This is a genomic window from Enterococcus sp. R12 (assembly GCF_058135755.1).
The window spans coordinates 854255-866552 of sequence record NZ_CM176874.1; the positions used below are offsets into that span (position 1 = coordinate 854255).

Genomic DNA, 12298 nt, shown 5'->3' on the forward strand with positions numbered 1-12298 from the left:
ATTTTGTTAGTCACAACAGATGATGTAATAGCTGCTTGGTTAAGCCCTTCAAGACAGCTATCTATTCGAGTAAAAATGAATGACGTTACGTATGGGAGTGAGGATATTACCTCACTCTCTTTTGATTCTGGCAGCATTTCTGGTGAAACGTACCAAATAGGATCTACTTACATGAATTCTATTCAGCTAGTTTTTCCTTCGATAATTGAAACGGTCAAAGAAGATTTAGAGGTAGTACCTGAACTTGGTGTTTTGGTAAATGGTAATTACGAATACACAAAGCTTGGCCACTTCTTTATAGATGAGTTTGAGCGAAACAGAAACAGCAATACTACAATGATTAAAGCAACTGATAAGATGCGTTTCATGGAAGGGCCGTATGATTCCAAACTGAGTTATAAGAAACCATATAGAGAAGTGGCTTTGGAGGTAGCGAATATCGCAGGGGTCGAAATAAATGAAGCATCATTTTCTGCTCTGGGAACAGCTGCAATTAACAAACCAGAAGGATATACATTCAGACAAGCAATTGGCTTAATCGCACAGTTCGAAGGCGGTTTTGCTAGCTTTAATAGAAATGGTGAGTTGGAGATCCGAAGATTAGCGCCTACAAACTTTGAAATCACACCAGAAAGTTATATGTTAAAAGGATTTACAAAAAATGAGGTCAGCTATCGAATTGGCGGAATAACAGTAAAAACGGGTGAAGAGGAAACGGATGTCATACGTGTAGGATCAACAAATGGTTCTCAAGTTCAATTAGAAAACAAAGTTATGACCCAACAATTGCTGAACCAAACTTGGGAATTGGTTAAGGATTTGAATTACTTTCCTTACGAATTGAAATGGCGAGGTTGCCCGCCACTTGAAGCAGGCGACTGGATATACGTTATTGCTAATGACGGAACAAAATACTCAGTTCCTAATTTATCTTATAGTATTACTTTCAATGGTGGGATGTCTTCCGAATCAAAAGCAACTACCAGTTCAAGCTCGCAAGCCACCTACAAGTATAGAGGGCCTCTGAATCAACGAATTGATTATCTTGATTCTATTTTAAGCTCGAATAATTGGAACTCGAACTACTATGATACAAACGAACCTCTTAATCCCAAAGAAGGTGACATTTGGTTTAAGCCAAATGGACAAGATAGAGAGATATGGATTTATAAAAACGTAGATGGCGTATTAGATTGGGTGATGGAAATCACCTCAGCTGGTGATCCCGAATTGCTCGCCGCAATTGAAGAAGCGATACAAGCTGGGAAAGATGCAGAAGCATCTGCAGAAGGAGCAAAAGAAGAAGCAGCTGCAGCAAAGCAAGCAGGGGAGAATGCGGCAAGCTTAGCCACACAAGCTGGTATAGATGCTCAAGCAGCCAAAGATAAAGCAGATGCGATACAGATTGATGTGAATGGACTGGTATCTGATGTAGCTAATATCAACGGCACTGTTACATCAATCAGCAAAAAGGTAGACGAAGCATATGATAAGGCGAATGCTGTTGAAGGCAGAACAGCAACTCTGGAAACCTCAGTTACTGGATTAACTGGCAGGTTGACTGATGTTGAAAGCACGGCTGGATCAACCACGAAGAAATTGAATGAATTAGTTGTTACAGTTGATGGACAGAAGCAAACATTGGCAACTGTAACGACAACAGCAGAAAGTGCTTTGAATAAGGCGAATGTATTAGAAACAACTGTTGATGGGTTTACTAGAACTATATCTAGTGTACAAACGGACTTGGCAACAAAAATTACTGATCAAAGCTACGCTACCTCTTCGAGTGCAGATGTAAATATAAGAAAATGGACTCTTATCGCAAAAACTAAACTTATTGTTCGTTATCAAGATATTCGGGTTGGTATTGATTTTATTGGATCAGGAGCAGGGAATTCCAAGACTACTCTTGGCCGTATATATTTGAACCATAAGCAACAGGCAGCTATGGGACAAAACAGTTTGTTCGAGATATCTATATCTGATACCTCTTTAGTTACAGCTAGTGATCTGGTAGCTATAGAAGTAACCACGAGCGAGTCTCTTAGTGAAGTTTGGTATTACATGAAGTGGTCTCAAACCTATACCGCATTTAGGATGACACCATTTAGCAAAGCGGGCGCAGGAACAATTGAACACATGGCTACACAACCTTTTATAACGGAATTGCCGCCATATAATGCCATACAATATGGAGTTGAAAGAGGTTCTCTAGCTAGTAATACTGAAACCATTACAAAAGTAAATCAGGTCTCAGAAACAGTTGACGGACACACACAGTTAATAGCTAGTACGAAAACAACAGCAGACTCTGCTCTTACTAAAGCAACGCAAGTCGAAACAACTGCGAATGGCTTGAAAACAACAATATCAAGTGTTGAGACAACAGCTAATACTGCTTTGACGAAAGCAACTCAGGTTGAGCAAACGGCTGATGGCTTAGTATCAACTGTTAACCGAATCGATGGCGGAGGAACAAATCTAGTATCAAATGGAGGTTTTGAGAATGACTACGTTGGGTGGACACAACCTACGGGGTTCACAATTACAACAAATGATTCTCATTCAGGTTCTAAGTCCTTAGCTGTGAGCAATACTGGTTCTGCGGGAAGAGCGATTGGAAGAAGGCTAAATGTTCCAGTAGTTCCCGGGCGAAAATATGAAGTTAGTTATTGGTATAAGACAACGGCGGATGCAAATGGTGTTTCTGGTAACCAGAAGCTTAGAATAGGACAAGCTAACGGAACGTTAATTAACGCTCTAGGTTGGGATGGGGCATCAACAGAATGGAGTCAGAAATCACAAATATACACTGCAGGGAACAATATATTTGAGTGGAGTATTACGCTAACTGCTTCTCATACAGTGGGAACTGTTTGGTGGGATGACATATCTATTGTTGATGTGACCGATCGAGAAGCAACTGCGTCTCAAATAACCCAGTTGTCAGATACCATCAATTTAAAAGTTTCAAAGAACGATGTGGTGAATCAAATCAACTTGTCTACTGAAGGTGTTTTGATTGCGGGTAATAAAATTCAAATTGTTGGTACTACTTATATTGCGGATGCGGTTATCAAATCAGGGAATATTGCTGATCTAGCGGTTACCAACGGTAAAATTGCTAACCTTGCTGTAACAGAAGGGAAGATAGGCAATGCTGCCATTACAACGGCGAAAATTGGCGATTTATCTGTGAGCACAGCGAAAATAGCAGATGGTGCAATTGTTAATGCAAAGATTGGGAATGCAGCAATCACTAACGCTAAGATTGCTGATGCGACTATTTCAAGTGCGAAAATCATTAGTATAGATGCAAACAAAATAGTTGCTAATAATTTAGCCGCCATAACCGCAAATACAGGCACTTTAAATGTTTCAGGATATCTTAATATCTTAAATCAGGATACAGGAATCTATGGTAGTTACGATTATGGTGATAGTCTGACAGGAAGTTATAATCCAAGATGGTACACAGGATCTTGGCGGATCGGTAATAACTTATTTCGTCATACTGCAGATATTTTTTCTTTGACCACATCTGGGGGGAAAGGCACACGTCAAGGATATTTCGAGACTTCATATGGTTCAGATTATGTAGCAATGCGTAAATACAACACTAATACTTCAATGACAATGTCAGCAAGGGTTGATATAAATTCGGACCGATTGCAGGTATCAAATAGTTGGAATGAAACTTCAGGAGTGATTCTCTCTGCAAATGGAGAGATGAGTGCTTCTGAAGTTCGTTCACGTGGTGCTGCTTTTCTGCAGTCCACTTTAGACGTAGCCGGTGCGGCTTACCTGAGGAGTAATGTCGATATCAGTGGAGGGCTTATTACACGATCAACAGCTGATTTACAGGGAAGTGTCATTACACGATCGAGATTTGAATTTCAAGGTAGTTTATGGTTAACAGGAGATAGTTACATCAATTCTATGCCTACTTATAACCGTACTACCTCGTCAGCAGCAAATTTAATGGTAACTTCAAATGGATATTTTGCACGATCAACATCAGCTAGAAAATACAAAACTGAAATCGAAGTTGCTTCAGATGTTATAGCAAAGGCGAAAAAAGTTTTATCTATTCGGCCAGCATCTTGGATGGATAAAGCTGAAATTGCTAGAGGAGAAGTGAGACACAGATACTATGGTTTTATTGCAGATGAATTCGATGCGGCAGGATTAACAGAAGTAGTATCTTACGGTGATAGCGGCTTGGTTGAAAGTCTGGCCTATGATCGTTTATCCATTTATCACAATGTAATCCTCGGAGAGCATGAACGAGAAATCCAAACTTTGAAAATGGAAAATGTAAGACTACTTGCACAACTCTCGCAATTAGAAAGTCGTTTAGATGCTGTGAATGTTGCTTAAAAATGGAGGGAAAAGAATGAAAATTACACTGAGAAACAATGAACTAGCACCAGCCATCAATTTTTTGGAAGGAATGACACTTGAAGCTAATAAAGATAGCCGACATCGAACGAAATTAGCTAAGCAGATTCGAGAAGCATTTAAAGAATTGGCTGAGGAAGAGAGAGCTTTAATGAAAAAATTCAATCTTCTAAATGAAGAAGGACAACTAAAAGAGTCAGAAGCCCAAGATAAAACTGATGTTGCTAATTTTACAAAAGAACAGTCGATCCTATTGGAGGAAGAAGTAGTAATAGAAGGCGGAATGTTTACTAGAAACTTCGATGAAATCCCTCGGATTCTCTTAAATTATGATGGGATGCTTTCTGGAAAAGACGCAGAGATATATGATCGCTTATTAGATGAATTCGAAAAAGAGGACACTGAATAATCGGTGTCCTATAAAAATATAAAAAATGGAGGAATCAATCATGGCACTAGAAGTAAAAAAATCAATCAACATTACTGGTGAATCTAAAATCAGTGGGCAACAAGTCATCTATCTTTCAGCAAATGTCACTACTGATAGCGCTGGGAATACAAATATTAGTCAATCAATCGTAAATCAGGAACTGTATCGACAAAATCGAACAGAATGTCGCAAAGATGTTGAAGACTTCCAAGACAGAGTTTGGACAGTGGAAGATGATCTATTACAAGAAGTTGAGGGGCAGGCGTAAGCTTGTTCCTTTTTCTTTTAGAAAGCAGGTGACCTATGTGGAAAGTGTTGGTATTAAAGTGGGATAGTTTGATTTTATCACTGGTTTCAATAATCTATGGCGTTCAACTTCTATTTTATCCAGATATTCTTCAGAGCTATAAAGTTTATCGTTTGATAGATGGAATGTTTGATCAGAAATTAATCAGTTTAACATTCGTTGTACTAGGACTAATGAAGTTGTTAGGTGTGGTGTTAAACAAGAAGGTCATCAAAAGATTTTCACTGACGACCCTTTCATTTTTATGGATGGTTTTTGCAATCTCGTTTTTAATTAGTCCGCCAGCAAATACTGTGTGGATATTCTCTCTAGCGATGGCGCTTCTAGCGTTTGGAATCGCACTGAAAGAGGGTTAATTATGACTGAGCAAATGTGGATAGTAATATTACCGTCATTAGTAACTGGATTGATTACCTATGCAGCTACTAAAACTACGAATAAAACTAACTTAGCTGAAACGAATATCAAAAATGCAACTCAGCTTTATCAGAAGTACGAAGAACTAAATAAAGGATTAGAAGCGAAAGTTGATCGTTTAGAACACCAAATTGAAATCATGAAAACCAAGTACGAAAAAGAAATAGCATTTTATCAATCTGAAGTTGAAAGACTAGAGGATGAAAATGAAGAACTAACAACGAAACTAATAAATATTGAGAATGAACTAGGAAAACTGAAAGGTGGAATTTAAATGGATTTATCAGTAGTAACAGAAAACTTTGTACCAGTGATTGTGATTGCGTGTTTAGTAGTTGGTTATATTATCAAGACTACACCTGTTTTAACCAATAAGGTGAATGATTACATTCCATTGATTGTCGGCTCACTAGGAGCAATTCTAGGACTTGTCATGAATGGTCTTACGGTTGAATCTATTGTTTATGGTGCAGTTAGTGGGCTAGCGTCTACAGGGTTGCATCAAACATTTACCCGGATTATCAATCAAGGAGTGGCTGAATAAGCCGCTCTTTTTATTTTAGAAAGGATGATACAAATGAGTTTTATTAAGTACGAGTATATCAATATGAACAAGTTTTCTCGCCCAGGTATCAGGAACAGCGGTATTAAAGGCATCATCATGCATTATACTGCAAACAACGGTGGCACAGCCCGAAACCATAAAACGTATTTTAATAATTTGAGCGGTGTCTATGCTTCGGCTCAATTGTTCGTTGATGATATTGAAGCAATCTGCATTATTCCGTTAAATGAAGTTGCTTATCATGCGAATGATATCCAAAAATATGTAAATGGCCAACCGTACTATCCACTTAGAAGTATCTTAGGAAATGCTAACTACTCCACGATTGGGGTTGAAATGTGTTTGGATAAGAATGGAAGAATTACTGAAAAAACTTTCCAAAACACTGTTAAGGCTGTTAAAGAATTGATCGCTATCTATCCTAATATTACAAGAGAAAAGATTTGGCGGCACTTTGACGTAACAGGCAAGAATTGTCCGGCTCCTTGGGTAGCAAAGCCAAGTGAGCTGGAACGTTTCAAAGATGCGGTGTTTGAAAAAGCGAATGGAGGCACAACAAACGTGACAAACAAAAAAACATATATTCAAAGCGCAAGACGTGTTGAAGTGATTCGTGAAGGTGGAGATCAAGAGTACACGGATTTAGAATTTACTAATATGCGTGGTAACTATTATCCGAAGGGCAGCAAGCTTCTGGTGAAAGAGGTTGTGAAGCATGGCAATATTACACGGCTTCTTTTAGAATCTGGTGGGTATTTTACTGCCAATGAAGCTTACGTGAAGAAACTCAGATAATTAAAAACAGCCCGCTATGGCGGGCTTGTACATAATTCATATTCGTTTTACTTGCAGTAACCAAGTTTATCCTATAGATTAGTAGGTGCGTGCAATACTCTACGAGGAGTATTAGGCGGTAATGCTTGGGGAAGTGTGCCTAGTACTCTTCGATTTTTTTATTTTAGCATTATTTCAATGTAATAGATATTATTGATTAGAAAATCGTCATAAATTGGTTCAGTTTAATTAATAAAAGATGTATCGTAGATTCATACCAACCAATCCAATTTTTCATTTGTTTACTTTTCTTTTAGTCCACTCTAGGCAGAATAGTTAATGTTTTTTGTTGAAACAAAAAATATTAACTTGTAGAATGAAGTCATAGCCTTGACCGGGGCTACTTCATTTTATATCTTTTTTCAGGCCCACTCTCCTTGAGGGTGGGTTATTTTTGAGCAAAAGATTATTACAATGGTGCAGTCGATGGACTTTGTGGAAAGAATACAATCAAAGCAATGCAGAAAGCTTTGGGTACAATACAAGATGGCACCATCAGTCCAACTTCTAATATGGTAAAAGCAGTACAACGGACGCTTAATAACGATAAGTTACCATGGTAAATAAATACCCTCTTCTCTTAATTGAGTAGGAGGGCTTGTACATAAACTCAGATAAATTATAGAGGGGAATCAACTTCTGCCTGAATTACGTTAAAAGTTTTTCTTTTTTTCATTATAAAATAGAAAAATTCCAAAAAGTACAATGAACGATTTTGGACTTAATATATCGTTGAATAGAAAGTACGAGAAAGTAAGATTACCAGAAATTAAAGAAACAATCAAAATAATTAAGACATAATAAAAGAGCATTTTTGAGATAAATATTATAGTTTGCTTTTTAGTCATATAAAATTCCTCCCTCAAACAAATTCACTTGAAAAAAGTTTACTTTAAAATATTATTATATAGTGCAACATGCACAAAAAAGAGCGTTAGGCAGAAACTTGGGGAAGTTTTCTGGACTGCGACCAGTACTCTTCATATTTATTTTATCATTGTTCTTACTTAATAGATATTATTGTTCAGAAAGTCGTCTAATTTATCTACTTATCTTCAGAAATTATCTTATAATTTGGTCATAACTATTATTATATTTATGGAATTATTATTTTATCAAAACTAAAAATTTGATAAAAGATTAATTTTACGTTAGATTTGTATTAGAGGTGATTCTATGAAAGTTGATAAATTACATTATAGAAAAGTAATTAATAGTGCAAAACACCTGGAGTACAACGCAATACGATACTTTCAGTCATTGTCTGATCAAAGCAACCTCGAGACAATTAATGAGGAATTAGACTATTTAATTAAAAATGATGTTTATCATAAATTAGCACGTACATCTCGAAAGTCGTTATTGGGAGATAAAATATTGATCAGAAAAAACTTCGAGCAGGACTTTAAACTTTTAGAGAAGTATACAGCGTTTTTTAACCAGCATGAAATTTGAAAAACAATATTCATTAAAAAAACTTTTCATTTAATTATGTTACTCCTCCATGAAGATGGTTGGTTTTTATAAATAAATAGCCCGCTTCGGCGGGCTTGTAAAAATATTTAGTTAACCGTTAGATCTTTTGTAAAAAATTAATAAGATTTTCTGCATCTTTCATATTATCCAACTCATAGATGCTCTGTGCATTATCGGTTTTTACTGTGACAAAATTTCCATAAAAAGTATAGCTAGTAATTATCTTATCATTTTCAGATAAATCTAGCGTATAAGTATTAGCTCCAACAAGTCCATCGTAATCTTTTACTTTATTCTTATCTGTAAGCTCAAGTTCGGAGATCATATCTTGAACCTTTGAAATTATTTTTTGATCCGAACTTTTCTTATCTATATCTTCAAATTGATAGATACTTCCGTTCGTAACTTGAAAATGAACTTCATCGATATTATTCGAATCAGAATTTTTACTGGCTGATGCACAGCCACTTAAAACTAATATTAGCAATAATCCACCTAAAATTTTTCTCATGACGGTCCTCATTTCTTTTTTTCAGTATATCAGAAATTTATTTAAATAAGTCTGAAAAAAGAAAATCTTAAAAAGGGTAATTGTATCAAAATAAGGGTATAGTATTTAAATAACTAACCAATTCAATTTTTTCATTGTTTTACTTATTTTGATCCACTCTATCATAACTAGGGCGGCCTTTTTGTTGAAATAAAAAATATTACCTTGTAAAATGGAATCATAGCCTTGACCGGGGCTATTTCATTTTATATCTTTTTTCAGGCCCACTCTCCTTGAGGGTGGGTTATTTTTGAGCAAATGGTTTGAAAGATTTGGAAATAGTTAATATAATGAAATCACCTTATAAAAAACTTTTTCATCTAATTGTGCCACTCCTCCCCGGGAGTGGTTTTTTTTGCAAAAAAAAGCACAGCATATTCTCATATGCCGTACAAGTGGAACTATGTTCCGTCATCATAATAATTATAAACCAAATTAATGGACAGGCCAAGAACTATGTAGATACAATGTTTATATTTTCAATTTCGTGCAGAGTAGCTTTTTGTTTATGCAAAGAAAAATATAGTGTTTACAAAAGTAATGTAAAAGGGGATAATTAATGAAAAAATAAGATTGAGGTGTAATATGACTGCTGAAATAGCAATTCTAAACAAAAGTGGTATTGTCTTGGCTTCAGATTCTGCTTCAACCATAGGTGACAACAAAGTGTATAATTCTGCAAGAAAGCTATTTACTCTTAGTTCGAATCACTCTGTTGGAATTATGGTATATGGTAACGGAGAATTTATGCAAACTCCTTGGGATATTGTGATAGGAGAGTATCGAAAGTCTATAGGAAACATAAAACAATCCAAATTAGAAGATTACGCAAGTTCGTTTATAGAATATCTAAAAACAAATGATTTTTTAAAAAATAAGGAAATCCAAGATAATTATATCTATGCCTTCATAAATAAAGTAACTACGTTTGTTTTTTCAAGCACGGAAGAATCAGTTAATTTTTTGATTTCTCAGGGCCAGACAGTTGGCTCTGACGTTTTGATACCTTTATTAAGAGAAGAAATTAAGAATATAAAAAATCAATTTAATGAAGCTTATGTTTTGGAATTGGATCTAGAGGATTTTAAAGAAAGATACTATGCTGTTTTTTTAGAAATACTGTATAATATTTCTGCTATAGATGAAGTTTCTGAAGCTATAAGTTCAGATTTGTTTGATCTAATTTATTTTACTTTAATCAGAGATAACTTATTTTTATCATCAACTGGAATAGTAATTGCTGGTTATGGTGAAGATGAAATTTTTCCGTCTTTAAGTTCTTTTAGAATATACTCTTTTATTATGGATGAATTCAAATATTCTCTTCATCAACAAGCTAGAGTTGGACAGGGAAGTAATGAATTAAAATCGACAATTATTCCTTTCGCTCAAGACGATGTTGTCAATACCGTCGTCCAAGGTATAGATCCACAATTATCTCAATTTCTTGTTGATCAATCTGCGGTGTTTGACGGCTTAGACAAAGAAAAGTATAATCGTATTATTAATAATTTATCTGAAATACAAAGAAAAGTATATATAGAACCAATGCTAGATATGATTGCATTATTGCCAGTTGAAGAAACATCAGTGATTGCCGAAACTTTAATGAATCTTACAAGTTTTAAACGAAAATACAGTACATCAGTAGAAACTGTTGGTGGGCCTATAGATGTTCTTGCTATTACGCCTAGCGAGGGTCCAATATGGGTTAAAAGGAAACATTACTTTAATTTGGATGATAATTTAGGATATAAATTAAGGAGGAATTCAAATGGTTAAATTGATTAAAGAAACTAGTACAAAATCACAGTTTTTTTTAGAAACAAAAAATTTTTCTCCAAGAAATATCGATGTAAGATCCACTGTTAAAGATTTTACACCTAAAGAGCACAGAAACGTGCATAATAGTTTCAATAGTAAAATAAATAATTTGTCACACACATTTTAAGTTTCTTTCAAAAAAAGACCCTAGCGAAAGCTAAGGTCTTTTTTCATTGCTTCAAATTCAATCATGATCTTAGTCTTACCAATCACCGAATACTTTTTCACAACGAACTGCTTTCGATCGTTATACTCACCAGCAACCACAATCTGCATTCCTTCATCCACATCTGCCAAGAAGTTCAAGCTATGAGCTGCAATCAAGCAATTCTCATTATTCAAAGAGAACCGCACCAAAGGGGTCTTGCTCATCTTCAACACACGTATCTTCGATACATAGCCTTTCATCGATTTCATAACAATCGCCTCCGTAAGCTTGTACATAATAGCGACAATCCGTTTTGCCTAAAGTGACAGCAACATAAAACTCGACACATTTTGAGCCGAATAATGCTTCCTGTGATTCAGAAATAGAGTCGGGAAATGCGTTTATAAACTCAGGAAGAGATAAGTAGCCTTGATCGTATTGGCTGATTATATTCATATCAATTACCGCCAGGCTTGTACTTAATGCTAGGGTCGTATTTTCGAAGAATCTTGTCTTGCGTTCTAACGTGATCGAACAGATAATTATCTCCGTCTTTCTTAAATACATAAGCTAATTCTTTAGGATATCCACTGTAGGTGCGGGGTACCGTAAAGTAGGGTTTCCCGAAATTATCCATAGTTTTAGCGAATTGATCGTATAATAGATGAGCTGGTCCCATTCTTTCGATAAACTCGTAGTAGTAACGTTCAAAAGCATAGGTTCTTTGATGCGCTAATGGTATTTGCATATCAATCACTCCTATTCCATTTCGACATCAGCAAGAGAATCTGACAGTACTTCAAACAGATTTCTACTTTCCATAAATTTAAGCCAATCATTGTAAGGGTCTATTGACCGACTGTTTGGAATCTTATCCATATTTTTTACAGTCTGGTAGATATTTTGTGCAGCTTGATCCCACATACCGTTAATTGCTTTGTTAACTTTTTTATCGTTCCACTTAGCCTTTCCAGAACGCAATTTATTCTTAGCAATTTGGAATTCCTCGGCTTTTTGCATAAATACTTCGTAACCAGATAGACGGTTTTCCAAAAGATTTTTAAAATTATTATATTTCAATTTGACCACTCCTCCTGTTTACTTCTTCTTCAGTATAAGAACGTTTGTTCGTTTTGTAAAGTGGTTAAACAAAGAATAGGGGGCAAAAAAGGGGCAAAATAACTTTATTAGTTCGAACTAGTTGATTTATTTTTATAATTAAAATTGATCAAAAGGCTGTTATATAGACATTTTTATACTGGTATAAATAAGTGAGTCAGATAATCTTTGATGGGCGGCATGATGTAAGCAAGCCTTGAGAACTCCTCTTTTGAGGGGTTCTT

At 35.6% G+C, this 12298-nt stretch carries 14 protein-coding genes; 9 read left to right on the forward strand and 5 right to left on the reverse strand.

The window, feature by feature from the left end; genetic code table 11:
- Positions 1–3 precede the first annotated feature (3 nt).
- From ACTW1R_RS04010 to ACTW1R_RS04040, 7 genes are read left to right on the forward strand one after another with little or no spacing between them, the layout of a single operon-like run.
- Entirely contained in the window at positions 4–4383 is a 4380-nt protein-coding gene (locus ACTW1R_RS04010; RefSeq protein ID WP_489927444.1) for a carbohydrate binding domain-containing protein, read from the forward strand.
- Between the two features lie 16 nt (positions 4384–4399).
- A complete protein-coding gene (locus tag ACTW1R_RS04015) occupies positions 4400–4813 on the forward strand; it encodes a DUF1617 family protein (protein WP_489927445.1) in 414 nt (137 codons plus the stop codon).
- A 40-nt stretch (positions 4814–4853) separates the two neighbouring features.
- Positions 4854–5102 carry a hypothetical protein gene (locus ACTW1R_RS04020; RefSeq protein WP_489927446.1) on the forward strand — a complete coding sequence of 83 codons (249 nt, stop codon included), beginning with the start codon at positions 4854–4856 and terminating at the stop codon, positions 5100–5102.
- Between the two features lie 35 nt (positions 5103–5137).
- Complete coding sequence (locus ACTW1R_RS04025; protein WP_325836429.1) at positions 5138–5497, forward strand: hypothetical protein; 360 nt, start codon at positions 5138–5140, stop codon at positions 5495–5497.
- A 2-nt stretch (positions 5498–5499) separates the two neighbouring features.
- On the forward strand, positions 5500–5832 hold the full coding sequence (locus ACTW1R_RS04030) for a hypothetical protein (RefSeq protein WP_128489074.1): 333 nt from the start codon (positions 5500–5502) through the stop codon (positions 5830–5832).
- A complete protein-coding gene (locus ACTW1R_RS04035; RefSeq protein ID WP_489927447.1) occupies positions 5833–6102 on the forward strand; it encodes a phage holin family protein in 270 nt (89 codons plus the stop codon).
- Positions 6103–6135: 33 nt separating this feature from the next.
- Positions 6136–6918, forward strand: coding sequence for an N-acetylmuramoyl-L-alanine amidase (locus ACTW1R_RS04040; RefSeq protein WP_413136284.1), 783 nt, complete (start codon positions 6136–6138; stop codon positions 6916–6918).
- A 1612-nt stretch (positions 6919–8530) separates the two neighbouring features.
- Here the strand turns inward: ACTW1R_RS04040 and ACTW1R_RS04045 are convergent.
- On the reverse strand, positions 8531–8944 hold the full coding sequence (locus ACTW1R_RS04045; protein WP_489927448.1) for a hypothetical protein: 414 nt from the start codon (positions 8942–8944) through the stop codon (positions 8531–8533).
- Positions 8945–9568: 624 nt separating this feature from the next.
- Here ACTW1R_RS04045 and ACTW1R_RS04050 point away from each other — a divergent pair.
- Together ACTW1R_RS04050 and ACTW1R_RS04055 are read left to right on the forward strand one after the other, a co-directional pair.
- The gene (locus ACTW1R_RS04050; RefSeq protein WP_413136287.1) at positions 9569–10765 is read left to right on the forward strand and encodes a hypothetical protein; all 1197 of its coding nucleotides are present in this window, start codon (positions 9569–9571) and stop codon (positions 10763–10765) included.
- Positions 10758–10934, forward strand: a complete 177-nt coding sequence (locus ACTW1R_RS04055) for a hypothetical protein (RefSeq protein ID WP_271814797.1) — start codon at positions 10758–10760, stop codon at positions 10932–10934. Before ACTW1R_RS04050 ends, ACTW1R_RS04055 begins: the two co-directional genes overlap by 8 nt.
- Positions 10935–10954: 20 nt before the next feature.
- On the opposite strand, the gene ACTW1R_RS04060 is transcribed toward ACTW1R_RS04055, so the two are convergent.
- Genes ACTW1R_RS04060 through ACTW1R_RS04075 form a run of 4 tightly spaced genes read right to left on the reverse strand, consistent with a single transcriptional unit; the run spans position 10955 to position 12044 of the window.
- Positions 10955–11224 (reverse strand): hypothetical protein, encoded by a 270-nt coding sequence (locus ACTW1R_RS04060; RefSeq protein ID WP_271814799.1) that lies wholly within the window; start codon positions 11222–11224, stop codon positions 10955–10957.
- Complete coding sequence (locus tag ACTW1R_RS04065) at positions 11142–11411, reverse strand: hypothetical protein (protein ID WP_271814801.1); 270 nt, start codon at positions 11409–11411, stop codon at positions 11142–11144. Before ACTW1R_RS04065 ends, ACTW1R_RS04060 begins: the two co-directional genes overlap by 83 nt.
- Position 11412: 1 nt before the next feature.
- On the reverse strand, positions 11413–11703 hold the full coding sequence (locus ACTW1R_RS04070) for a DUF5960 family protein (RefSeq protein ID WP_489927449.1): 291 nt from the start codon (positions 11701–11703) through the stop codon (positions 11413–11415).
- Between the two features lie 11 nt (positions 11704–11714).
- Positions 11715–12044: a hypothetical protein gene (locus ACTW1R_RS04075; RefSeq protein WP_489927450.1), complete on the reverse strand. Its 330-nt coding sequence runs from the start codon at positions 12042–12044 to the stop codon at positions 11715–11717.
- Positions 12045–12298: the final 254 nt, after the last annotated feature.

Excerpts from the sequence above, each read along its gene's own strand:
- ACTW1R_RS04060 (WP_271814799.1), bottom strand. The coding sequence starts at position 11,224 with ATGAAATCGATGAAAGGCTATGTATCGAAGATACGTGTGTTGAAGATG.
- ACTW1R_RS04065 (WP_271814801.1), bottom strand. The coding sequence starts at position 11,411 with ATGAATATAATCAGCCAATACGATCAAGGCTACTTATCTCTTCCTGAG.
- ACTW1R_RS04015 (WP_489927445.1), top strand. The coding sequence starts at position 4,400 with ATGAAAATTACACTGAGAAACAATGAACTAGCACCAGCCATCAATTTT.
- ACTW1R_RS04025 (WP_325836429.1), top strand. The coding sequence starts at position 5,138 with ATGTGGAAAGTGTTGGTATTAAAGTGGGATAGTTTGATTTTATCACTG.
- ACTW1R_RS04050 (WP_413136287.1), top strand. The coding sequence starts at position 9,569 with ATGACTGCTGAAATAGCAATTCTAAACAAAAGTGGTATTGTCTTGGCT.
- ACTW1R_RS04055 (WP_271814797.1), top strand. The coding sequence starts at position 10,758 with ATGGTTAAATTGATTAAAGAAACTAGTACAAAATCACAGTTTTTTTTA.
- ACTW1R_RS04040 (WP_413136284.1), top strand. The coding sequence starts at position 6,136 with ATGAGTTTTATTAAGTACGAGTATATCAATATGAACAAGTTTTCTCGC.
- ACTW1R_RS04035 (WP_489927447.1), top strand. The coding sequence starts at position 5,833 with ATGGATTTATCAGTAGTAACAGAAAACTTTGTACCAGTGATTGTGATT.
- ACTW1R_RS04070 (WP_489927449.1), bottom strand. The coding sequence starts at position 11,703 with ATGCAAATACCATTAGCGCATCAAAGAACCTATGCTTTTGAACGTTAC.
- ACTW1R_RS04030 (WP_128489074.1), top strand. The coding sequence starts at position 5,500 with ATGACTGAGCAAATGTGGATAGTAATATTACCGTCATTAGTAACTGGA.
- ACTW1R_RS04020 (WP_489927446.1), top strand. The coding sequence starts at position 4,854 with ATGGCACTAGAAGTAAAAAAATCAATCAACATTACTGGTGAATCTAAA.
- ACTW1R_RS04045 (WP_489927448.1), bottom strand. The coding sequence starts at position 8,944 with ATGAGAAAAATTTTAGGTGGATTATTGCTAATATTAGTTTTAAGTGGC.